The sequence below is a fragment of the Burkholderia sp. AU18528 genome (assembly GCF_002223215.2).
GTDB lineage: Bacteria > Pseudomonadota > Gammaproteobacteria > Burkholderiales > Burkholderiaceae > Burkholderia > Burkholderia semiarida.
The window spans coordinates 2,045,069-2,068,349 of sequence record NZ_NKFC02000006.1 but is presented as its reverse complement, the minus strand read 5'-3'; the positions used below and the strand labels follow the sequence as shown (position 1 = coordinate 2,068,349).

Below are 23,281 nucleotides of genomic sequence, written 5' to 3'. Positions count from 1 at the left end.
TATCCGCCGTATTGCTTTCAGGTGCGTGAGAGCCGATGCTGCATCGGCAGCGATCGCTGGCGCGCGCGTTGCGTGCAGGAATGACGGGTGACACGGGGCGGGCGGCAGTTCAGTTCGGCTGCGTCAATTGGGCTTCCCACTTCTTCAGGATGCGCACGCGTGCCTGACTGAAATCCACCCAACAATTCAGCCAGGCGTCACTCGGAATCGTCTGCTGCAGATTGGCGGTCTTCACGTAGTCACAAGTATCGCCGGCAAAGTCGGCCCAACTCGTTTGCGATTTCGCCAGCTGGGAGGCAGCGTCGGGGTTGCGTTGGCGGAGCTTGCGAGCAAGCGACCGGTACGCGCTGTCGACTTGCTTCTGCTGCTGATCGAGCACGCAGCGCCTCACGGCTTCCATCGTCGGCCCCGCCTGTTCGCAGTCGACGACAGCGAAAGCCGATACAGGGCTGGCCGACAGCGCGACGATGGCGAGCAGCCGGGCCGCGCGGCGTCGGGCCGGAGCAGTGTGAACGCGGGTGCCCATTGCTTACTTCGCGTTGCGGTTCGCGGCGGGCGCAGGGCCGGACGGATCGCTGACCGGCACCATGTGCGCCTTCCCGTCGTTCACGGTATTGGGACTTTTCGCGTCGTCATCGGGTTCGAGCACGAACCGGAACGAATCGACCCGCTGCATCACCTTCGCCGCATATGCACTGGATCCGCCGCTGTAGCTCTTCAGCCCGGCCAGCACGTTGCCGCCGGCCGCTTTCACGTAGCCCGACAGGATCCGCGAGCCGACCTCGACGTTCGCATTCGGCTCGGTGAGATCCTTCACGTCGCGCAGCATGCCGCGGTGCGCGGACGGCACGACCTGCATCAATCCGGTCGCGCCATGCTGGCCGCGCGCCTTTTCCTGGAAGCGCGATTCGATCGAAATAATCGCGTAAACGAGTGCCGGCGGCAGCGAATATTTCGTCGCAGTCACGCTCACGATATCCGCGAGCTTCGCGGCCTTTTCTCTTGCGACGCCGAATTTCTTCGTCAGGTAGGTGGTAATGCGGCGGTTTGCTTCGTTGGGCTGATCGTTGGCGTTCGCGAGCGGCGCGGAGGCGACGGTCGGCGCCGATGCCAGCGCGTCGGGCGCGGACGCAGGCACTGCGGGCGCCTGCTGCGCCGCGGCCTGTTGCGCAATGCCGAGCGAGAGCACGATCAGCCAGAAAAACCGTCGTCGCATGGTGGAGTGCGGGGAAATGGGAGGCGCATAGTATATCGGCCAATTGCCACCGATGTTCGAGCGCCGGTTCGAATGAAAGCACGCTGTAGGCTTGTGTCGATTCGGGCGGGCCGGCAAGCCGATCGTTGCGCGGACACGCATCGCAGTCCGCACGAACGCTAGTTGATGATCTCGCCGATGCCGGTTTCGATGCGGCTTCTGAGCTGCTGAATGAACTCCGGATCGTAGGGTTCCCAGCTATCGAGTTCGCCAACGATCTTCAACGGCGATGTGCTTCGATACGATCGCGTCGGATTGCCGGGGAATTTCTTGTCCGTGACGTTCGGGTCGTTTTCGAATTCGCCGGTAGGCTCGACGATGTAGACCCGCGGCCGGCCTTCGCCTTTGGCCATTTCCGCCGCCAGGCCGGCGCCTTTGCGCAGCGCCGTGAAATAAATGTGATTCATCACGACGTCATCGCGATAATTCGATCTGAAGCCTGCCGTCAGCAAGTCGCCGATCTGCAAATCCGCTTTCGTGCCATGAAAAAACGGGCCGGTGTCTAATGCAGTCATCGCTTCTCCTTCGAAACATTCCGCAACGGTTTCTAGGCGCGCCGCGCGCTCGCCGCCCGCGCAATCGCGCCGATCGCATCGCTGACGAGCACCGCGAGCAAGCCGACGATCACGCCGCCTTGCAGCACGAACGCGGTGTTCGACGTCTGCAGGCCCGCGATGATCACGTCGCCGAGCCCGCGCGCGGCGACCGTCGAGCCGATCGTCGCGGTGCCGAGATTGATCACGACCGCGAGCCGGATGCCGTTGACGATCACCGGGAACGCGAGCGGCAGCTCGACGGACACCAGTTGCTGCCACCCGCTCATTCCCATTCCGCGCGCGGCGTCGACGACGTCGCGCGGCACGTCCTCGAGCCCCGCGATCGTGCTTTCGAAAACCGGCAGGAGCCCGTACAGCACGAGCGCGATCAGCACGGGTTTCAAGCCGAAGCCGACGGCCGGCACGGCCAGCGCGAGCACGGCGACCGGCGGGAAGGTCTGGCCGATGTCGACGACGCTGCGCGCGACCGGCAGGAAATCCGCGCCGAACGGCCGCGTGACCGCGATGCCGGCCGCGACCGCGACGATCGTGCCGATCAAGCTCGACAGCGCGACCGTGCCGAGATGCGCGAGCGTGAGATCGAGCAGGCTCGCGCGATCGTAGATCACCGGCGCGCCGTTGTCCGCGAACGGCGCGAACAGACCCTGCAGCCACGCGGGGCGCAACAGCAGCACGAGCAGCAGCGCGAGCGCGGCCGCACGGGCGACGTACGCGGGGAGCGAAGACCGCTTGGGCCGCACGCTGCTGCGCGTCGTCATGCGGGCTTCCTCGCGTGCGAGCGGATCGCGTCGAGCGTGATGCGGCGAGGGCCGTGTGCGTGACGGTTGCCGTCGGCCGTATCGTCGACGGGCAGCGCATCGACACCGCGCCACAACAATTCGGATACCGCATCGCGCAGCGTGCGCGTCGCGGCGATCGGTTCGCCGTCGGCATGACCGGCTTCGGCAACGGCGTCGATCGGCGTCAGCGCGAGCAGGCGCAGCGGCCGATCGACGCCCGCGACGAGCTGTTCGACGACACCCGCCGCCGGCTTGCCGAGAATCTCGGCCGGCGTCGCGACCTGCAGCAGCCGGCCGCCGTCCATCACCGCGATCGTGTCGCCGAGCTTCAGCGCTTCCTCGATATCGTGCGTGACGATCACGACCGTGATGCCGAGGCGGCGCTGCAGCGCGAACAGGTCGTCCTGCGCCTTGTTGCGGATGATCGGATCGAGCGCGCCGAACGGTTCGTCCATCAGCAGCATCGCGGGCTCGGCGGCGAGTGCGCGCGCCACGCCGACGCGTTGCTGCTGGCCGCCCGACAGTTCATGCGGCAGCTTGCCTGCGAACTCGGCCGGCGCGAGATGGAACAGATCGAGCAGTTCGTTCACGCGCGCGTCGATGCGCTCGGCCGGCCAGCCGAGCAGGCGCGGCACGGTCGCGATGTTGCGCGCGACGCTCCAGTGCGGAAACAGCCCGTGCCCCTGGATCGCGTAGCCGATGCCGCGCCGCAACTGTTCGGGCGCGACGCTCGCCGTATCGACGCCGTCGATGCGGATCGTGCCGCTGGTCGGCGCGATCAGCCGGTTGATCATGCGCAGGAGCGTCGACTTGCCGCTGCCCGATGCGCCGACGAGCGCGGTGATCGTGCCGCGCTGCACCGTCAGCGATACGTCGTCGACGGCGACCACGTCGCCGAAGCGTTTGCCGACCCGCTCTATCTCGATCATTCTGCACGTCCCTTCGCGAGCGACGTCGCGGCTTCGAACACGACGGCGGCCGCCAGTGCGAGCGCGATCGTCGGGATCGCGCCGAGCAGCACGAGATCGGCGGCCGATTGCCCGATCCCCTGGAAGATGAAGGTGCCGAATCCGCCGCCGCCGATCAGCGCGGCCACCGCGGTCAGGCCGATGTTCTGCACGAGCACGATCCGCACGCCGCTGAGGATCACCGGCAGCGCGAGCACGAGATCGACGCGCAGCAGCCGCTGCGCACGCGTCATGCCCATCGCGCGCGCGGCTTCGGTCACGTGCGGCGGCACCTGTTCGAGCCCGACCACGACGCTCGATGCGATCGGCAGCAGCGAGTAGAGGAACAGCGCGAGCACGGCCGGCGCGACGCCGATGCCGCGGATGCCGAGCGCGGCCGCGAGCGGCACGTGCGCGGCGAGCAGGCCGAGCGGCGCCATCATCAGCCCGTACATCGCGATGCTGGGGATCGTCTGCACGACATTGAGCACGGGCATCGCGATCGTGCGCACCGTCGCGATGCGCGCGCAGGCGATGCCGAGCGGCACGCCCGCGACGAGCGCGGCGGCGACCGAGCCGCCGGCGAGCGACACGTGACGGATCGCTTCGCGCCAGAAGTCGTCGCTGCGCACCGCGTATTCGCGCATCACCGAGAGGCCGTCCCACCAGCCGCTCGCGAGCGGCACCGAAACCGCCGCGATCGCGACGGCGAGCGCGGCGAGCCGCCGCCACGGGCCGAACGCGAGGCGCGCGAGCGCGTCGGCGATGAGCACGGCCCACGCGAACAGCAGCAGCCAGACGCCGGCGTCGGGCGACACGCGGGCCAGCATGTCGTCGGGCGCGACGACGTGCGCCGCGGCCGCGCCGATCGCGTACGCGAGCGTCGCGAGCCCCGCGCAGCCGGCCGCGAGCCGCCACGCGGGACGGCTCGCCGTCATCACCCACAGCGCGCCGACGGTCCACAGCGCGGCGAGCGCGGCGCCCTGCATGGCGGGCAGCGCGGCGAACACCGACAGCCCGGTGCCGGCCGCGATCCGGTTCGGCCGCAGCACCGCGAACGACAGGCCGAACACCGCGACGAGCGTGAGTACACCGATCAGGACACCGACCTTGTCGAGCGTGATGCGCCGCGCGGACGCCGCCGCGCGGCCCGTCATTTCACGAAACCCTTCGCTTTCAGATAGCTTTTCGCGACGCCGGCGGCCGGCTCGCCGTTGAGCTGGATGCGGGCGTTCAGCGATTGCAGCGTCTTCAGGTCGAGGCTCGCGAACACGGGCTTCAGCAAGTCGGCGATCTGCGGATGCGCTTTCAGCGCGGCTTCCCGGATCACCGGCGCCGGCGCGTAGACGGGCTGCACGTGCTTGTCGTCGTCGAGCACCGCGAGGCCGCTCGACGCGATGCCGCCGTCGGTGCCGTAGACCATCGCGGCGTTCACGCCATCGGTCTGGTTCGCGGCGGCCTTGATCGTCGCGGCCGTGTCGCCGCCGGACAGCACGACGAGCTGCTCCGGCTTCAGCTTGAAGCCGTACGCCTTCTCGAACGACGGCAGCGCCGACGCGCTGTTCACGAACTCGGCCGAGGCCGCGAGCTTCACCTTGCCGCCGCCTGCCACCCACTTGCCGAAGTCGGAGAAGGTCTTCAGGTGCTGCGACTGCGCGACGGGCGCGAGCAGCGCGACGCCCCACGTGTTGTTCGCGGGCGCCGGTGCGAGCCACACGAGATGGTTCGCCGCGTAGTCGAGCTTCCTGGCGGTGTCGTAGCCTTGGCTCGCGTTCTTCCATACCGGGTCGTCGGCCTTGTTGAAGAAGAACGCGGCGTTGCCCGTGTATTCGGGGTAGATGTCGATCTCGCCGCTCGTGAGCGCCTTGCGCACGATCGGCGTCGTGCCGAGCGCGATCTTTTCGGTGACGGGAACGCCGTGGGCCTTCAGCACCTGTGAAATGAGGTTGCCGAGCAGGTTGCCTTCGGTGTCGATCTTCGACGACACCACGACGGGCGTGTCGGCATGCGCGCCGGGCGCGACGATCGCGGCGGCGAACGCGAGGCCCAGGATCCGGGCGGGCAGGGCGAGCTTCATCGGGGCCAATCTCCAGGACGGGGGCGTACGCCGAAAGTTACTTGACTGAGCCGGCTTTGGCAAACCGCGTGCGGCCGCGTGTCCACAGACGGTGTGGGGATAACCCGCATCCATCGTGCGGGCTTGTTACACTGAAATTCACTCCCGCCTGCGGACATTTGCTGACATGAAGCCCGAGCTGCTGGTCCTCATCGCGCTGCGCGGCGACGCGCATCGCGAGATCGCCGCGTCGTTCGACGTGCGTTACGCGCCGACTCCCGATGCGCGCGAACGCGCGATCGCCGAGCACGGCAGCACGATCCGAGCGGTGCTGACCAACGGCAGCACGGGGTTGAGCGCCGCCGAGATCGACCGGCTGCCGCGCGTGACGTTCGTCAGCGCGCTCGGCGCGGGCTACGAACACATCGACGTCGTGCATGCGAAGGCGCGCGGCATCACGGTGGTGACGGGCGCCGGCACCAACGACGATTGCGTCGCCGATCACGCGTTCGCACTGCTGCTGGCGGCGGTGCGCAACGTCGTGCAGCTCGATGCGAAAACCCGCGCGGGCGTGTGGCGCGACGGGCTGTCGATGCCGCCGAACGTGTCGGGCAAGAAGCTCGGCATCGTCGGGCTAGGCAAGATCGGCGAGAAGTGCGCGCGTCGCGCGGCCGGCTTCGACATCGAGATCGGTTATCACAACCGCTCGGAGAAGCCGGTGCCGTACCGCTATTTCGACCGGGTCGACGCACTCGCGCAGTGGGCCGATTTCCTGATCGTCGCGACGCCGGGCGGTGCAGGCACGCGACATCTGATCGATCGCGCGGTGCTCGACGCGCTCGGCCCGGGCGGTTTCCTCGTGAACGTGTCGCGCGGCAGCGTTGTCGATACCGCTGCTTTGGCGGACGCGCTGCGCGAACGGCGCATCGCGGGCGCGGGGCTCGACGTGTATGAAGGCGAACCGGCGCCGCCGCGTGCGCTGACCGATCTCGACAGCGTCGTGCTCACGCCGCACATGGGCGGCTGGTCGCCCGAGGCGCTCGATCGTTCGGTGCGGCAGTTTCTCGACAACGCGGCGCGGCATTTCGCAGGGCAGCCGGTATTGACGCCGGTGTAGGCGGCGATCGGTGTTGCCGGTGCGAAACGCGGTCGCGCCGGTCGCGAGACGGGGCGGTTCGGACCGCTTGCACGCCTTGCAGGCCCTCGTGAACCGAACCCGGCACCGTCATCGATCGAATCAGCTTGCGGGGCGGCCGCCCGCGAGATCCGCGGCCGCCACTTCATCGGTGGACGGTAGCGGCCGAATGGTCACCTCGCCCGAAATGAACCGTTTTCCTTTGAAATCCCTGCCGTGGTAACGCGTGCTGATCGCGTGAAATTCGGCATTGCCGGACGCCAGATGCTCGAGTTCGGTCACGTAGGCGCGCACATCCGCGTCGTCTCCGAGCGGGCCGGCGAGGACGCGGTCGCGCGCGGCGATCAGCTTGCGTTCGTTCTCGGCAACCAGCGTGGCCAGCTTGTTCAGCGCGTCCTGGAGCGTCAGGCCGTCGCGGTACATCAGCAGCCAGACGGAATTGACCGAATCGGCGATATGAATCTCTTTCCGGAATGAATACGGGTCGTTGACCAGCGTGATCGAATCGATGGCGGCCGTTCTCATTTCCGCCAGCGACCGGTCGGCAGCCAGGTGATCGGTCATGTCCACGTCGATCGCGTATTCCGTCATGATGGCTGCCCATTCCCCGTAATTGTCGATGCGGCGCATCTCCAGATAGGCGTCGAACGTGAGCTCGTCCATCTTCAAGGCCAACGGATCCGTCTGCCTGACGATCAAGGTATGCAGCGATTCCTCCAGCCGTTGCCAGACGCGGGGCTTCGACGCCAACTGTGCCTTGACGGGCAGCAGCCCCTCGTACAGCAACTGCGCGATCGGGGCGCTGTCCGGCGGGCGCACGCCGGCGATCGCGTCGAAGTAATGCTGCCGCAACGTCGCGCGCCTGGGTGCCTGGTCCAGCATGTCGGGGTTGGTGATGGTGTCGTCGATCAGCGTGGTGATGCTCATCATCCGTTCGAGATCGTAGATCCGGTCGTCTCGCGTGTGCGGGTAGCACAGGCCGCCGAATGACGGCATGCTTTGCGCCAGATAATGTTCGACCGCCTTCTGGCTGCCGTAGTACGCGAGGATGTACGGGCTGTCGGTGAGCGCGATTCGGCGTTCCGCCTCGTCGTGGCGCGGATGCCACATGGGCTTCAACTGCAGATGGAAGTCCGGGTGGAAGATTTTTTCCCCCGGTTTCGGCAGGCCGGGGAGATCGCGAACGAAGTTGGGAATCTCTTTCATGGCGGATTCTCGGCTCGAGGTCGGGGGCCGGAAACGGCGGCCTTCAGCGATCGCGCCTGAGCACGAAGCTGTAGATGGAAACCTGGCGCTTCACGATGGCGACGGCCAGGCTCTCGCACATCACGCGGAGTTCTTCCAGCGCGCCGACCGCACCGCGCGGAAAATGACGCTCGATGTTCTCCTGCACGCTCAGCAGCCAGCGCGTCGCGTCCATCCGGTCCGGCAGGATTCTCATGTCGTGGACGACAAAGCCGCTCTGCTCGAACACCTGGCGCAGGTACGCCGGCGTCTTGCGATACTTGCATGCCAGCCTGTCGACCAGATCGGGCGTATCGGACCGGTAGTCCTGCAGGTCGACGTTATACAGGTTGTCCGAAACGATGACCGTTCCGTTCGCGGACAGCCGTTGCCGCAATTTGGCCATCACGATTTCGAAAAGATCGTAGGGGAAGTGGGAAATCACCCCGCGCATGATCGCAAGGTCGTAGGGTTGCCCGAAATCCGGCAGCAAATCGATATCGAGCGCATTGCAACGGAACAGGTTGATGCGGTCCGACAAGGCTCGCGCGGCATTGACTTCGGCGCAGTATTCGAGCTGGCGTTCGCTGATGTTGATGCCGTCCAGGCGATGACAGTCGGGAAACCGCTCGGACAGATCCCGCAGCACCGTTCCCCAGCCGCAGCCAATATCGAGTATCCGCTCGACGGGCTGGCGGCCGGGCCTATCCAGGCCGGCGAGCTCGAGTTGCCGCTCGAAATACCTGAGGCCGGATTCGTCGAGGCCGATCGGCTCCGGCGATCGGGCCGGGTCATAGATACCGAACTGGAACCAGAGGCGATCGCCGATCACGCTGCTCCAGCTTTCCGGGTCGTCCTGGTAAGCCAGTGCGACCCGCGACTCGTAATCGTTTCGTTCCCGGCCCCGTATCGAAGCGAACGGCTTGACGGTCCGGCCATTCAATGGCGATCCCGATCCGACGGCGGTGTCCGTGCCGATATTGCTCATAGCCATTCTCCGAGGCGGGGGTACGACGCCATGCACGGGATAGCCGGACTTCCGTGTCCGGCGAGCGCGGTTGCTGCCGAATCACGGTTGCATGATCGAAGCGGGCGACATCCCCTTTCCTCGACCAGGACAGAAAATCAGCGGCACCCGATTCAAAAAAGACGAGCGATTACCGTGGGCCGCGACTCGGCGGCCGCCGGTCGGGCTGGAAACGGCATACAGGCGAAGGGAATCCCCGGGGGCAACCGGTTACGAATTTCCGGATTATTGAATTCCCAATCTAGTCGATCGGGTTTCGATGTCAAGCGACAGAATGCTGTTTCATTTCCCGATTTAAACAATCGCTTGATTCACGAAATGCGGAATGATCATTCCGACGGGGCGGCCTTTTTAAAGAAACAGAAAATCGAGCCGGACGATGGGAAACGATCCGGGATGCGGAGGTACCGGCATCCCGGATCGTGTCGAGGGGGTACCGCGGGCTGCCGCGGCTCAGGAAGCCGCGAGCGGCACCGTCACCGACGTGCCGGCCGGATCGAGCGTCAGCCCCGTGCCCGGCGTCGGCCGCAGCGTCGCCTCATAGTCGCTGGAAAGAACCACGAGCCCCAGCCGGTGGCCGGCTTCCAGCTTGTAGTCGCGCGGCATGAACGTCAGCTTCAGGTCGTACGGCATGCCGGGCAGCACGGGCTGCGACACCCACTCGGACAGCCGGTTGCGCGGGTCGGTCCATGCGCGTGTGACGATCGTCGCCGTGCCGTCCGGCGCGCGGTCGACCAGCAGCGCCGTCACGTTCGCCACGCCCGTGAAGGTCAGCCTGACGCGCGCGGTCGCCGTGCCGGACAGGCGTGCCGCGGCCGTCAGCGGGGCCGTCTCGAAGCGGCTGCGGTTTTCGCCCGTCGCCGTGTTCGCCAGCGTCAGCGCGGGAATGCGCGCATCGTCGGTGAAGCGCGCGAGCGGGCCGCCGGTCGGCTGCCGCAGCAGCGTGCCGGTGGTTGCGCCGTCGCCGCCGGCGAAGTACGTGACCGGCGTGGCGCGACGCGCGGCCCAGTCGGCTTCCTTCAGCAGCGAGCCGTCGGCCTGCGCGATCACCGCGCGCGGATCGTGCTCGACGCCGTTGTCGTAGCCGATCAGGTAGCGCGTGAACCAGCGGTTCACCTCGGCGGTCCACGCATCGGCCATCCCCGGCACGCGGGTCGGATCGGTGTGCTTCAGTCGATGCAGCCACAGCTGGGTCGGCACGCCCTGGCGCCGCATCGCCAGATACCACGACGTCGACTGGTCTACGCGCACGTTGTCGTCGGTCAGCCCTTGCGCGACGAGCGCCGGCGCGACCGCGAACGCGGTCGGAATGTCGCGCGCGGCCCAGAACGGCGAATAGTCGCCGGTCTTGCGGTCTTCCTGCTGCAGCGCTTCGTCGATCAGGTGCGTGCAGCGCTCCGGATGCGCGTTCGTCAGCAGCGCCTTGATGTACACGTCGACATCCTCGCCCTGATAGCCTTCCGGCGCGCGCACGAGGCCGCCCGAGCGGTAGTAGCCGTACATGTTCGACAGCCCGGCGATCGGCACGATCGCGTCGAGCCCGCGCGTGCGCAGGCTCGCGACCATCTTCGGCAGCGTGCCGTCGTACGACACGCCGTACATGCCGACGTGGCCGGTCGACCAGTTCGCGACGACCGTCTTGCCGTTCGCGTCCTTCGCGGTCGCGTCGCGGCCGAGCCAGCGGATCACCGACGCCATCGCGACCGATTCGTCGCGCGTGAGGATCGTCGGGCAGCCGTCCGAGCCGGCGGTGCCGAGCGAATCCGCATAGACGATCGTGAAGCCGCGCGGCACGAAGTAGCTCTCGATCCACGAGCGGCCGGCGGCCGCCGCCTCGACTTGCTGCAGCATCCGGGTTTGCGGTGCGGCGGCCAGGATGCGCGTGGACGCCGATGCCGCGGCGCCGGCGGTCGCGGCCGGATGCGGGGTGCCGTCGAGTTCGACGTCGACGTCGTGGTTGGGGCTGTCGGCGAGCCCCGCGTAATACGGGCTCGCGAGCACGATGACCGGCGTGCGCGCGCCGTTCGCAGTCTCGGCCGGCCGCACGATGCGCACGTGGATGCGGTCGCGCGTGCCGTCGCCGTCGGAATCGACCGGCGTGTCGACCCACGCGTTCTCCTCGATCGTGCCGCCCGACAGCGACGGCTGCACCTGGCCGTTGCTGATCACCGGCTTGTAGCGTCCGCCGCTCGCCGGATTCGCGTACGGGACGCCGGACGGTGAAAAGCGCGACGCGAGCGATTGCGTATTGGACTGATCGGCCGCGGCGGCGGCCCCCTCCTGTTGGCCCTGTGCGAGCGCTGACACGCCCGCCACGCTACCGCCGTCGTCGCCGCCGCACGCGGCGAGCGTCGCGGCCGCCACGAGCGCGGGCAGCCACGCGCGCCGGAATCCGGTTCGATGAATGTTCATTGCAGCGACCTCGTCTCTTGTGATTGTGTGGAACCGGTCGGCTCGCGATACGCCCCCTGCGGCCTGGCCGGGTACTGCATCGGATGAAGCGGAACTGCACCATCAAAAACGGCGGGCGAGACGGAAGGGGATCTCGCCCGATGCCGGCGTGCGTCAGGCGGCGCGCATCCGGCCGGCGTCGAGGCGAGCGCATCGCCCCGAGCGGAATGCGTCAGTGCGGCGGTTCGATACGAAAGCAGGAGTGCGAATCAAACAGAAGCATGCCCGAGCTCCCTTCAGGTTTCGGATGAAACGGAACGGCACGATGCGAAGAGGCGGAAATGTCGCGAACGGCGGTGCTGCAACGGCAGGAAAGCGCGACGCGATCCGGCACGCTGTTGGCCGGGATTGCTTTCCGGAAGCTTGCGCAAAAGTTATCTCAGTGAAATGCGCGTGTCAAACTTTTTTAGCTTAAGTCAAACAAAGTTTCTGTATGCGTGTGGCCGGCGACCTCAACTTCCATGGAATCCGTCCGTAAACAGCAAAAAACAGGCTGAAAACGAGAGAGAGAGGGCAATGACGATTCCAGTCACGGCGGCGGGCGACCTGTCGCTCGCGCAAATGGCGCAGGCGGTGCTCGACGGGCGCCAGGCATCGGACACGACCGCGTCCGGCGCGTCGCCAGACGAGCCGATCGGCGTCCGGGCAGTCGATCCGCAGGCGATGCAGGCGGCGCTGGCGAAACAGTTGTCGATGGTGGGCGACCTGACGATGAAGCTGCGCGGCGTCACCGACGCGCTCGCGACGAGCCTGCAGGACATCGTCGCGAAGCGCCCCGATCTGGCCGACGCGCCATTCGACTTCGTGACCGACGACGGCCGGATCAAGGTCGTATCGAAGACGCTGACCGACAGCGATCGCGCGTGGGTCGAATCGACGCTGAACGCGAACGCCGGCCTCGTGCTCGCGACGCGCGATTTTCACGAGCAGGCGGTCGATATCGCCGCGCAAGGCGCGGCCGTGCGCGGCGACACGTTCGCGGACAGCGAGCGCGCGGCGGCCAGTCAGGGCGCCGATGCGCGCTTTCATTTCATGAGCCTGCTCAACCGGTCGGTCGCGGACAATCCGCCGCCCGTGCCGCCGGGCGGGCACTTCACCACGCAGGACGGCACGACGCTGCGGATCGAGCCGTCGGCCGGCACCGCGCGCGGCACGCTCGCGCTGCTGAATACCGCGCGCCAGTTGTCGTCGGGCGCGGCGATCTTCGTCGACTCATCCGGCAAGAAGTCCTACGGGATGCGCGCGGAACTCGTCAACGTCGGCTTCGACGTGCTCGCCGCCTACGCGCCGGACGGCGGCAACAGCGTCGGTTTCCACGAGATCGCGTAACGCCGCGCCAATCGAGCCGCTCGCGGCTACTCGTCGCGCAGCGTGTCGGCCGGCCCGCGCCGGTTCAGACGCTGTAGCCGATCCGCAGGACGCCCCATGGCCGTCCGCCGACGACGATCGGCGCGGACACGTCCTTCATCAGCGCGAACTGGCCGTTGCCCATGTCGCGCCGATAGGTCTGCAACAGGAACGGCTTGTCGTGCGACACGGACATGCGCGCCGTCCGGTCCGTGTAGATCCGGCGGTTCCGCGAGTTCGCCGCGTTCCAGGCGGCGTCCGCGCGCTGGGGCAGCGAAAACTTCCGGTTGTGGGTCGGCAGGTAGCACTGCCGGTCGAAGCTCGCGCAGTAGACGATCCGTTCGTCGAGATCGAGCACCGGTTCCTGGATGGCCGGCAGCACGCGATCGGTGAACGCCGTGAAGCGCGTCATGAACTGCTGCGGGTCGGTACCCGGAATCGGTTCGTAGTGCGTGTCGAAGAGCGCGTCGAGCGCGATATCGCCGCGGCCGACCGCGTCCTCGAAGAGCTTGCTGATCGCGGCGGCCGTGCTCCGCGCGGTGTCGATCAGGCGCGTGTCGGGCGATTCGATGCCGGTCGCGGCCGTGAGCTCGATCAGCGTTTCGGAAACGGAGAGCAGGTTGCCGAGCCGGTCCTTGGCCTGCGAGAAATTGTCGGCCGAGTTCTCGACGCCGGACGCCATCTCGCCCACCTGCTCGTCGAGACGGTGGCACTGTGCCTCGATCTCGTCCGTCAGCGATGCGATCTGTTCGGCTTCGCCCGCGAGCTCGGTGATCGCGTGCCCGGTCGCGTGCACGACCTCGCCGATCGTGCGGGTGCCCTCGCGCACGCGGTGCGCGCGGGCGGCGTTGTCGGTGCCTTCCGCGAGCAGGTGCTCGGTCTGCTCGGCGAGCCGCGCGAGCGTCGTCTCGATCTGGGCCGTGGCCTGCCCGGTCTTCGCGGACAGGTTCTTGACCTCGGCCGCGACGACCGCGAAGCTGCGGCCGGATTCGCCGGCGCGCGCGGCCTCGATCGCGGCGTTCAGCGCGAGCAGGTGAGTCTGTCGGGCGATCACCGAGATCTCCTCGGAGACGGCCCGCACGTGATCGAGCGCGTCGCGCAGCGCGCCCATCTGGTCGCTGATCGTGGTGACGCCCTCGACGAGGCCGTGAATGTCGGCGAGCGACGCCTCGATCGTCTGCTGCGACTGCCGGACCGCGTTCGATGCGTTGGCGCTGACGTCGCGCACCTGCTGCGCGGCCTCGGCGATCCGGTGGTTGCCGCGCAGCGTGAGGGCGGCCGATTCGCGCAGCGTGTGGCAGACCTCCGCCTGCCGGGCGACGCGGGCCGCGACTTCCTCGACGTGGCCCGATACGTCGCAGATCTCGATGCCGAGCCGGCCAGCCTGCTCGGCGATGTCGCCGACGAGCGCGCGCGACGAACGGCGGCCGCGGCCGATTCCGAAGAAGTTCACGTTGGTGGGTCTCCTTGAGGCATGCGCGCCGGGCTCCCGGCGGATTTGGGCGTGCGTTCCTGACTTGACGGCAGCACGGCCGCGGACTTGAGGCCGGGTAAACATCGAGATCGGCATGCGGGACGGCCGGGCGGGCGCCGTCCAGGACGCGTTTGCGCCGCGTTGCCGTCGCGGCCGCGCCGAGATCCGGCGCCGAACGGGCGGCGCGCGGCGGCCGCCCGTGTACAGACGTTGCGTCAGAACACGTGGTGGATGCCGGCGTTGACGCCGACCGTCGTGCCGGGCAACCCATACAACGCGCCGCCCGTGATGCCGAGGCCCGTGTTCATCGCGCCGTGGTTGTTGACCACGCCGACCTGCGCATACAGGCCCGTTCGTTTCGACAGGCTGTAGTCGGCGCCGACCGCGGCAAGCAGCGAATGATTGTGCGAATCGTTGCGGTCGGTCGTGTACCACGCGCCGGTGTTCAGGTCGAGCGCCGGCGTGACGCGATAGTCGAGGCCGGCGCTGTATACGTTGTTGCTGAACGAGCCGGCGACCTTGTAGCTCGTGAACGACGCCTTGCCGGTCACCGGCCCGAACGTGTAGGCGGCGCCGATCGTGCGGCCGACGAACGCGACCGTGCTCGGCACCGGCGTCGGGGACGTGCCGCCGTTGCCGTCGTAGAGCGCCGCGTTGAGCATGAAGCCGCCGTTCGTATAGGTGAGGCTGCCGGAATACTGGCGTCCCGCCTGGAAGTCGCCGGCCTTGCCGCCGAAGCCGAACATCGCGCTGGCCGTCAGCCCGGCGATCGTCGGGCTCGTGTACGAAATCGCGTTCGGGTTGAAGAGGCCCGTGACGAGTACGTTGTCGACGTACGGCACCAGCGCGGCGCCGAAGTGCGAGACGTTGCGCGGATCCGATCCGAGTATCGCGAGCACGAATGGCGAGAACTGCAGGCCGACCTTCGTTTCGCCGAAGCCGCCGTCGATCCCGACCCACGCCTGGCGGCCGAAGAAGTTGCCGTTCGAATGGCCGAACGCGCCGTCCGTGATGTTGAAGCCGCTCTCCAGCTTGAATCTCGCGTGCAGCCCGCCGCCGAGATCCTCGGTACCCGTGATGCCGAAGTTGGTCGGCGTCATGCCCGTGTCGGTCAGCGCGAATTGACGTCCGGCGTTGCCGCCGGTTGCCGAATCGAGCGATCGACTCGTATAGAGCAACGCGGCGTCGAGGTCGCCGTACAGCGTGACGCTGCTCTGCGCGAAACTGCTCGTGCTGGTGGCCGCACCGAACAGCGCCGCGCAAATCGTCCATGTCCTGCTCTTCATCGTCTGTCTCCGTTTTGTGAGTGTTGTAATACGTACAACTAATTGAAAAGGCGGCGAAAGCGATGCGAGCCGCCTGCATGCCGTACCGTCGGGGAACGCACGGCGATGCCTGTCGCCGGCGCGAAGGCGGCCGCGAGCCCGGCGTGGGAAACGGGATCGCGGCCGTGCCGCGGCGCCGCGTTGAAGCGATACGCCCGCCGTGGCGGGCGATGTCACATCGAGCGGTTCAACTGCTCGAGGATGGCCGGATTCTCGAGCGTGGACGTATCCTGCGTGATCGCCTCGCCCTTCGCGAGCGAGCGCAAGAGGCGCCGCATGATCTTGCCCGAGCGCGTCTTCGGCAGGTTGTCGCCGAAGCGGATGTCCTTCGGCTTCGCGATCGGCCCGATCTGCTTGCCGACCCAGTCGCGCAGCGCCTTCGCGAGCGCCGCGGCTTCGTCGCCTTCCGGGCGCGAACGCTTCAGCACCACGAACGCCACGACCGCCTCGCCCGTCGTGTCGTCCGGGCGGCCGACCACCGCCGCCTCCGCCACGAGTTCGTGCGACACCAGCGCCGATTCGATCTCCATCGTGCCGAGCCGGTGGCCCGACACGTTCAGCACGTCGTCGATCCGGCCCATGATCGTGAAGTAGCCGGTCTCCTTGTCGCGCACGGTGCCGTCGCCAGCCAGATAGAGCGTGCCGCCGAGTTCTTCCGGGTAATAACTCTTCTTGAAGCGCTCCGGGTCGCCCCAGATCGTGCGGATCATCGCGGGCCACGGGCGCTTGACGACGAGAATCCCGCCTTGCCCGTTCGGCACGTCCTGGCCGGTCTCGTCGACCACCGCGGCCATGATGCCCGGCAACGGCAGCGTGCACGAACCCGGCACGGTCGGCGTCGCGCCCGGCAGCGGCGTGATCATGTGGCCGCCGGTTTCGGTCTGCCACCACGTATCGACGATCGGGCAGCGCTCGTGGCCGACGTGCTTGTGATACCACATCCACGCTTCCGGATTGATCGGCTCGCCGACCGTGCCGATGATGCGCAGGCTCGACAGGTCATAGCTCTTCGGATGAACCTTGTCGTCGGCTTCGGCCGCCTTGATCAGCGAACGGATCGCGGTCGGCGCGGTGTAGAACACGGTCACCTTGTGGTCGCCGATCATCTTCCAGAAGCGCCCGGCGTCCGGATACGTCGGCACGCCCTCGAACACGACCTGCGTGCCGCCGCACGCGAGCGGCCCGTACGTGATGTACGTATGGCCCGTGACCCAGCCGATGTCGGCCGTGCACCAGAACACGTCGTCGGGTTTCCAGTCGAAGGTCCACTTCATCGTCTGCGCGGCCCACAGCAGGTAGCCGCCCGTGCTGTGCTGCACGCCCTTCGGCTTGCCGGTCGAGCCCGACGTATACAGGATGAACAGCGGATGCTCGGCGCCGACCCAGGTCGGCTCGCAGCGGTCGGATTCGCCGTCGGTCAGCTCGTGCATCCACAGGTCGCGGCCCGCATGCCAGTCGATCTTGCCGCCGGTGCGGCGATAGACGATCACGCTCTTGACCGCTTCGCAGCCGCCCAGCGCGATCGCCTCGTCGGCGATGCTCTTGAGCGGCAGCGTCTTGCCGCCGCGCGCCTGTTCGTCGGCGGTGATGAGTGCCACGGCGCCGACGTCGACGAGCCGCTCGTTGAGCGATTTCGCGGAGAAGCCGCCGAACACGACCGAGTGCGTCGCGCCGATACGCGCGCAGGCCTGCATCGCGACGATGCCTTCGATCGACATCGGGATGTAGATGACGACGCGATCGCCCTTGCCGATCCCGCGTTTCTTCAGCGCATTGGCGAAGCGCGACACGCGTGCGAGGAGGTCCGCATAGGTGACGCGGGTGACGGTGCCGTCGTCGGCCTCGAAGATCACCGCGACGCGCTCGCCGTGGCCCGCTTCGACGTGACGGTCGAGACAGTTGTACGACGCGTTGAGCTCGCCGTCGTCGAACCATGTGTAGAACGGCGCGTTACGCTCGTCGAGCACCTTGGTGAACGGCTTGTGCCACGTGAGGCCCTCGCGCGCGAGCCGCGCCCAGAAGCCTTCGTAATCCTGCTCGGCCTCGGCGACGAGCGCGCGATAGGCCGGCATGCCGGAAATGGTCGCCGTCTTCTCGAGCGCCGCGGGCGGCGCGAACTGACGGGTTTCGTGAAGAACCGATTCGATCTTGGACAAGCGTGTCTCCATGCGTTCGTGTGATTCCTGCTGCGCCCGAGAAAACGCAACATGCATGCCAGTTGCGCGACCGGGGCGCGACTGCGGCGAAAACCGCGGCAGTCGGGCGGGTGGCGCCCGATCCGATCGGCCCTGCGGTGTTGCGAATGACGGCGCGAGGCGGCGCGGCGTTCAGAAATGCAGCAAGTCGTGTTGCAGTCCTGAGCAGTGGATGGGCGAGCCGGCAGGCGGTCGCCCCGGCATGGCCGTGTCAGGCGAGCAGTGAACGCAGCGCCGGCGCGTGCCGGAATTGCCGGATGCGTTCGAGCGCCGCTACCTCGAGCTGGCGGACGCGCTCGGCCGACAGGTTCAGTTGCCGGCCGATCTCGCGCAGCGAATACTCGTTGTCGACATCGATGCCGTACCTCAGGCGGAGAATCCACGCTTCGCGTGCGGGGAGGCGGTCGATCAGTTCGGCGACCGCCGTGCGCAACTGACCGGCGCTCGCCGCTTCTTCGGGCGTCGGCGCGTCGGGGTCGATCGTGACGTCGCACAGCGTCAGATCGTGATCGGGCGAAACCGGCAAATCGGCGGAGATCGGCTCGCGCACGATGCTCATCAGCTCGCGCACCTTGTCGACCGGCAGCCGCATCTGCGTGGAGAGCACCCGCGCGTCGGCGACGTCGCCAGTCCGTTGCCGGTGGATTCGCGCGAGCCGCGACAACTTGTTGAGCGTATCGACCGTATGCGCGGGTACGCGTATCGTGCGCCCCAGATCGGCGAGCGCATGCGTGATCGCCTGCCGGATCCACCATGTCGCATACGTCGAGAATTTGAAGCCGCGCCGGTGGTCGTAGCGATCGACGGCCTTCATCAGGCCGATATTGCCTTCCTGGATCAGATCGGGGAACGGCAGGCCGCGATCGGCATAGCGCTTGGCGACCGACACGACGAGCCGTAGATTGCTCTGGAACAGCTTCGTTCTCGCGGGTTGCATCGCACGCTCGATACGCGAGAGCCGCGCATCGAGCGCAATCGCGATGTCGAGCGGCAGCGGAGACTCGGCGGCCAGGCGCGCGAGCGCGGTGCGCGCGTCGATCAACGCCGGCGCGTGGCGGGCGAGGGCCGGCGCGCAATCGGGGTGCGCGGCGCTGTATGCGTGTAGCCACGCGCGTACGTCGTCGCACCGCGTGAATAGATCGTGGCGCGTGGAATCGACGCGTATGCCCGCGGCGGCCAGCGTGTCGACGAGCCGTTTTTCGAACGTGCGGGCTTGCGTCGCGCGCTCGCGGTTCGTCTGTCCGATGCGTTCGATCGCGCGCGAGGTGAAGCGGATGCTGCCGGTCAACGCGGCAGCGTCGCGCAGCAGCGCGCGGTAAGTCGCCGACTCGAAACCGTCCGCTCGCAATGCGTGCTGCATCGCCGATGCCAACGCACCGGCACGCTCGAGCGCCCCGACGACCGTATCGCGCCACGCCGGGCTGTCGAGGGAAAGACCGGCGTCGTCGTCGGGCGCGGGCGGTGCCATGATCGGCTCGTCGGACGACATCGTCGCCGCATTCGCGGGCGGCTCGGCTTCACCGGCGAACCCCGTCACGTAAGCCGATGCCGCCACCTTGCCGGCGCGGACGTCGTCCGCGATCGCCGCGACGGCGGCGAGTGCCGCCGGATCGCGGCTCAATGCGTCGACGCATGCGGCGCGGCCGCTTTCCAGACGAAGCGCGAGCGCGATTTCCTCGTCGCGTTCGAGCAACGGCGTCGCGCTCATTTCCCGCAGATAGAGCCGGACCGGGTCGTTGGTCCGGCCCGCGAGCAGGTCGTCGGCCGCGAGCGGCGTCGACGCGTCGGCCAGCGTCGACGCGACTTCCGTCACCTGCGCAAAATGGCCGTCGAGCGTCCACGCGGTGCGCGCGCCGGCATGCTCGCGTACGTCGATGCCGAACTCGCGCAGCATCGACGCCGCTGCGTCGAAATCCGCGCCGTCGGCGGCATCGTCGGGCAGCGCGTCGGCGATTTCACCGTGCGTCACGTAGCCGCGATCGATGCCCAGCGCGATCAGCGCATGCAGATGCGCGGCGCGATCGGGGGCCGCGCCGCGACGCGACACGCCGTCGCGCTCGCGAGCGGGCCCGGCGTCAGGCGAGCTTTGCATAGACGTTGCACCAGCCTTCGGCGGCAACCGTCTTGCCCGCGAACATCGGGCACGTACCGAAGGATTCGCCCGCGGCAGCCTTGTAGAAGCGGCAGTTCGAACACGTCTGGCCAGCCTGATACTTCGGGAACTTGCCTGCGTCGACGGCGGCCGCCTTGGCGCGGTAGCCGAGCGTCTTCGCCGTCGCATCGTTTTCGTCGACGGGCGGGGCGGCCGCGAATGCACGGGGGCCGGCCGCGAGCGCGGCGCACAGGCCGGCGGCCTGAACGAAGAAGGTTCTGCGATGACGGGAGATCATGATGGGATCCTGAATGAAATGAAAAGAAAAGTCGGGCTCGCGCGCCGGGCAAACTGCCCGGCGCGGCGGTCGATCGAAACGAAGGTGGGCGGGCGGATTACTTGCGCGGTCCGGCGATGAGCGGCGCCTTCGATGCGTTGGCGATCTCGGCGGTCAGCTTGCTCTTCGACGCGTCGTAGCCGTTCGAGTAAAGCAGGAACGCCATCAGGTCCTCGTACTCCTGTGCGGTCATCTTGCCGGGGCGATCGGCGGGCATGTTGCTCGACATGTACAGGAAGATGCCGCCGACCGTGATATGCGACTTGCCCTCGGGCGCGAACGATTCTCCGCTCAGCGCGGGCGCGGTATTGCCCTCGAGCTGATCGCCGTGGCATTTCGCGCACGCATCGCCGTAGAGCTTCTTGCCGTGCTGCACCTGCGCCTGATCGAACGACGGGACGCCGCCGCCTTCGCTCGTCGACACCTTGATGAAGCCGCTCCTTGCCGGCCGCTGTGCGGACGCGAGCGCGCCGTCGAGAAACCGGCCGGGCACGCGCGTGGCGGCTTGCGCGATGCCGTCGGGCAGCGTCCAGCCGCGCGTGAGCGACGCGAGACGACCGTTGCCGCTCATCTGCGACAGCGTGGCGTCGATGCGCTTTTGCAGCGCATCCTTGCCCGGCCCGAACGCGAACGACAGTTGCCAGTCGGAGTACGGCGACGACGTCGCCGCGACCTGGAACCGTTGTTTCGGATGGGCTCGCTCGTACGCGACGACGCTCGGATACCAGACGATCGCGCGCTGTGCACGGCCCGCGGCGAGCGCGCCGATCGTTTTCTCGCTGGTGTTCTCGAGGTCGAAGCGGGCGTTGGTCTGCTGCGCGGCGATCAGTTGCGACGGGCTGCCGTACGTGGCCGCGATCGTTTCCTTGGCGCCGGTCGGCGCTGGCGCGTCGCGCAGCGACACGCTGACGTAGCCGGAGCGCAGATAGCCCTGCGAGAACGTCATCCTGGATCCCGACGCATCGGCGATCGCCGAACGCGGGAAGCCGGCGATCACGTCGCAGTCGCGTTCGAGCGATTTCGTCAGCTCGCTGGCGGAGATGCCGTCGTCGTCGCCGTTGTCGTCCACGCCGTGTTTGTTGAAGGTCGCGGCGATGCCCGCGGCGCGGAACACTTCGCGCGCAACGGAGCGGTCGAGCGCGGTGGTCGGGCTGCCGGGCAGCGTGCAGACGCGCACGCCGGCCGACGCGGCTGCCGGTGTCAGCGCCACGCCCACGGCGAGCAGACTGGCGACGGTAACGGAAGTGAGGCGAGTATTCATGATCGTATGTCCGGTTGAAGCAGGTGGGACGTCGCGCCCGCATCGGGCGCATGCGGGCGCGACTCGGGCGTGGCGCGTGTTCAGTTCAGCGCGAACACGTACAGCGTGCCGCCGCGCGGAACGTCCTTCGCGATGTCGGCCATCGGGCCGCCCCAGATCGGGTTCGCGCCGCCATAGCCGGCGAGCACGGCGACATATTCCTTGCCGTCGACTTCGTACACCGACGGTTGGGAAATGATGCCGCTCGCCAGTTGCGGGCTTTCCCACAGCACCTTGCCGGTCGCCGTATCGAACGCGTACAGGTGGCCGTCGAGCGAGCCGCTGAACGCGAGGCCGCTCGCCGTGGTCGCGACGCCGCCGTTCCACGGCTTCTTCGACCAGTGGCTCCACAGCTTCTTGCCGGTGTTCACGTCGATGGCCGTCAGTTCGCCGTAGCCTTCGCTGCCCGGTTCGGGCTTGATCTCGAAGCCTTCGCCGAGATACGGCAGGCCTTCCATGTAGCTGACCGACTTGCCGGTCAGGCTCATGCACGCATGCAGCGCGGGCACGACCGCGATGTTGCGTTCCTGGTCGTACGAGATCGACCACCAGTTCTTGCCGCCGAGGAAGCTCGGGCACGTCTCGATCGTCGTGCCGGCCTTCGGGAACTTCGATGCGTCCTGGATCGGCTTGCCGTCGGCCGTGTAGCCGGTGACCGACAGCGCCTTCACGAACGGCGTCGCGTAGATCAGCTTGCCGGTCGTGCGGTCGATCGCATGGAAGAAGCCGTTGCGGTCCGCGTGGATGATCGCGTCGTAGTCCTTGCCCTTGTACTTGATGTCCGCGAGGACGGCCGCGTTCACGCCGTCGTAGTCCCACGTGTCGTTGTTCGTGTACTGGTAGTGCCACTTCAGGTTGCCGCTCTTCGCATCGAGCGCCAGCAGCGAGTCGGAATACAGGTTGTCGCCGGGACGCAGCGCGGCGAGCCACGGGCCGGGGTTGCCGACGCCCCAGTACAGCGTGCGGGACGCGGCGTCGTACGTGCCGGTGAGCCACGCGGCGCCGCCGCCATGGCTTTGCATGCCGTCGGGCCAGGTTTCCGCGCCCTTTTCGCCGGCGGCGGGGATCGTGTAGCGTTTCCAGACCTGCGAGCCGTCCTCCGGATTCAGCGCGGCGATGTAGCCGCGAATGCCGTATTCGCCGCCGGACGTGCCGACGACGATCGCGCCGTCGATCGCGAGCGGCGCGAGCGAGAACGCGTAGCCGAGGCCCGGCTCGAACATCTGCTTCTTCCACACGAGATTGCCGGTCTGCGCGTCGAGCGCCGCGACTTCGCCGTTCAGCATCGCGATATAGACGTTCTTGCCGTACAGCGCGACGCCGCGGTTCACTACGTCGCAGCACGCGGTCTTGAACGAGGCCGCGCCGAGCTTCGGCTCGTATTTCCACAGCTGCTTGCCGGTTTTCGCATCGAACGCGTAGACGTTGTCCTTCGGCGTCGTCACGAACAGATAGTTGCCGTTGACGATCGGCGTGGCCTCGAAGCCCTGCTTCAGGTCGGCGGGGAACTTGTACGCCCACACCTGCTTGAGATCCTTCGCGTTCGACGTGTCGATCTGCTTGAGCGGCGAGTGCGAGCGGCCGTCGTAGGTGCGGTAGTAGGTCAGCCAGCCCGGATCGCCGTGCGCATCGGTCAGGCGCTGGTAGGTCACGGCCGGGTAGTCCGCGGCCGCTTCGACGAGGCCGGGGTTCAGCGCGACGGCCGCCGCCGCCGCGATGCCGATCGTCGCCAGCCGGCTCGCTGAAGCCGAGAGTTTCTTCATGGTTGTCTCCTGAGTCA

At 67.5% G+C, this 23,281-nt stretch carries 19 protein-coding genes; 2 read left to right on the top strand and 17 right to left on the bottom strand.

From position 1 onward, the window contains the following. Positions 1–109: 109 nt before the first annotated feature. The 7 genes from CFB52_RS26115 to CFB52_RS26085 form a co-directional block, all read right to left on the bottom strand. Positions 110–526, bottom strand: a complete 417-nt coding sequence (locus CFB52_RS26115) for a lysozyme inhibitor LprI family protein (RefSeq protein WP_099317803.1) — start codon at positions 524–526, stop codon at positions 110–112. Positions 527–529: 3 nt separating this feature from the next. Next, positions 530–1,216: a lytic transglycosylase domain-containing protein gene (locus tag CFB52_RS26110; RefSeq protein ID WP_099317802.1), complete on the bottom strand. Its 687-nt coding sequence runs from the start codon at positions 1,214–1,216 to the stop codon at positions 530–532. Positions 1,217–1,374: 158 nt separating this feature from the next. Further along, the gene (gene arr / locus CFB52_RS26105) at positions 1,375–1,770 is read right to left on the bottom strand and encodes an NAD(+)--rifampin ADP-ribosyltransferase (RefSeq protein WP_099317801.1); all 396 of its coding nucleotides are present in this window, start codon (positions 1,768–1,770) and stop codon (positions 1,375–1,377) included. Positions 1,771–1,802: 32 nt separating this feature from the next. Then, the gene (locus CFB52_RS26100; protein ID WP_099317800.1) at positions 1,803–2,570 is read right to left on the bottom strand and encodes an ABC transporter permease; all 768 of its coding nucleotides are present in this window, start codon (positions 2,568–2,570) and stop codon (positions 1,803–1,805) included. After that, entirely contained in the window at positions 2,567–3,520 is a 954-nt protein-coding gene (locus CFB52_RS26095; RefSeq protein WP_099317799.1) for an ABC transporter ATP-binding protein, read from the bottom strand. The genes CFB52_RS26100 and CFB52_RS26095 overlap by 4 nt, the downstream gene beginning before the upstream one ends. Next, entirely contained in the window at positions 3,517–4,695 is a 1,179-nt protein-coding gene (locus tag CFB52_RS26090; RefSeq protein ID WP_099317798.1) for an ABC transporter permease, read from the bottom strand. The genes CFB52_RS26095 and CFB52_RS26090 overlap by 4 nt, the downstream gene beginning before the upstream one ends. Then, positions 4,692–5,615 carry an ABC transporter substrate-binding protein gene (locus tag CFB52_RS26085; protein WP_059575367.1) on the bottom strand — a complete coding sequence of 308 codons (924 nt, stop codon included), beginning with the start codon at positions 5,613–5,615 and terminating at the stop codon, positions 4,692–4,694. Before CFB52_RS26085 ends, CFB52_RS26090 begins: the two co-directional genes overlap by 4 nt. Positions 5,616–5,781: 166 nt before the next feature. On the opposite strand from CFB52_RS26085, the gene CFB52_RS26080 reads away from it, so the two are divergent. Beyond that, positions 5,782–6,711 (top strand): 2-hydroxyacid dehydrogenase, encoded by a 930-nt coding sequence (locus CFB52_RS26080; RefSeq protein ID WP_059643829.1) that lies wholly within the window; start codon positions 5,782–5,784, stop codon positions 6,709–6,711. Positions 6,712–6,831: 120 nt separating this feature from the next. On the opposite strand, the gene CFB52_RS26075 is transcribed toward CFB52_RS26080, so the two are convergent. From CFB52_RS26075 to CFB52_RS26065, 3 genes are all read right to left on the bottom strand, one after another. After that, positions 6,832–7,935, bottom strand: coding sequence for a methyltransferase type 12 (locus CFB52_RS26075; RefSeq protein WP_099317797.1), 1,104 nt, complete (start codon positions 7,933–7,935; stop codon positions 6,832–6,834). 43 nt (positions 7,936–7,978) lie between these two features. Continuing rightward, positions 7,979–8,941 carry a cyclopropane-fatty-acyl-phospholipid synthase family protein gene (locus CFB52_RS26070; protein ID WP_099317796.1) on the bottom strand — a complete coding sequence of 321 codons (963 nt, stop codon included), beginning with the start codon at positions 8,939–8,941 and terminating at the stop codon, positions 7,979–7,981. Positions 8,942–9,433: 492 nt separating this feature from the next. Further along, on the bottom strand, positions 9,434–11,392 hold the full coding sequence (locus CFB52_RS26065) for a Xaa-Pro dipeptidyl-peptidase (protein ID WP_099317795.1): 1,959 nt from the start codon (positions 11,390–11,392) through the stop codon (positions 9,434–9,436). Between the two features lie 555 nt (positions 11,393–11,947). On the opposite strand from CFB52_RS26065, the gene CFB52_RS26060 reads away from it, so the two are divergent. Then, a complete protein-coding gene (locus tag CFB52_RS26060) occupies positions 11,948–12,760 on the top strand; it encodes a hypothetical protein (protein ID WP_099317794.1) in 813 nt (270 codons plus the stop codon). A 64-nt stretch (positions 12,761–12,824) separates the two neighbouring features. Here the strand turns inward: CFB52_RS26060 and CFB52_RS26055 are convergent, their stop codons facing one another. From CFB52_RS26055 to CFB52_RS26025, 7 genes are all read right to left on the bottom strand, one after another. Next, positions 12,825–14,231, bottom strand: coding sequence for a methyl-accepting chemotaxis protein (locus CFB52_RS26055; RefSeq protein WP_059575353.1), 1,407 nt, complete (start codon positions 14,229–14,231; stop codon positions 12,825–12,827). A 236-nt stretch (positions 14,232–14,467) separates the two neighbouring features. Beyond that, the gene (locus tag CFB52_RS26050; protein ID WP_099317793.1) at positions 14,468–15,538 is read right to left on the bottom strand and encodes a porin; all 1,071 of its coding nucleotides are present in this window, start codon (positions 15,536–15,538) and stop codon (positions 14,468–14,470) included. Between the two features lie 212 nt (positions 15,539–15,750). Continuing rightward, entirely contained in the window at positions 15,751–17,733 is a 1,983-nt protein-coding gene (acs, locus tag CFB52_RS26045) for an acetate--CoA ligase (RefSeq protein WP_060968616.1), read from the bottom strand. Positions 17,734–17,983: 250 nt separating this feature from the next. Then, positions 17,984–19,864: a sigma-70 family RNA polymerase sigma factor gene (locus tag CFB52_RS26040; protein ID WP_099317792.1), complete on the bottom strand. Its 1,881-nt coding sequence runs from the start codon at positions 19,862–19,864 to the stop codon at positions 17,984–17,986. Then, positions 19,848–20,162 carry a high-potential iron-sulfur protein gene (locus CFB52_RS26035; RefSeq protein ID WP_059583268.1) on the bottom strand — a complete coding sequence of 105 codons (315 nt, stop codon included), beginning with the start codon at positions 20,160–20,162 and terminating at the stop codon, positions 19,848–19,850. The genes CFB52_RS26040 and CFB52_RS26035 overlap by 17 nt, the downstream gene beginning before the upstream one ends. 97 nt (positions 20,163–20,259) lie before the next feature. Further along, positions 20,260–21,462 carry a c-type cytochrome gene (locus CFB52_RS26030; RefSeq protein WP_099317791.1) on the bottom strand — a complete coding sequence of 401 codons (1,203 nt, stop codon included), beginning with the start codon at positions 21,460–21,462 and terminating at the stop codon, positions 20,260–20,262. An 80-nt stretch (positions 21,463–21,542) separates the two neighbouring features. Then, positions 21,543–23,264 (bottom strand): methanol/ethanol family PQQ-dependent dehydrogenase, encoded by a 1,722-nt coding sequence (locus tag CFB52_RS26025; RefSeq protein WP_059583265.1) that lies wholly within the window; start codon positions 23,262–23,264, stop codon positions 21,543–21,545. Positions 23,265–23,281 lie beyond the last annotated feature (17 nt).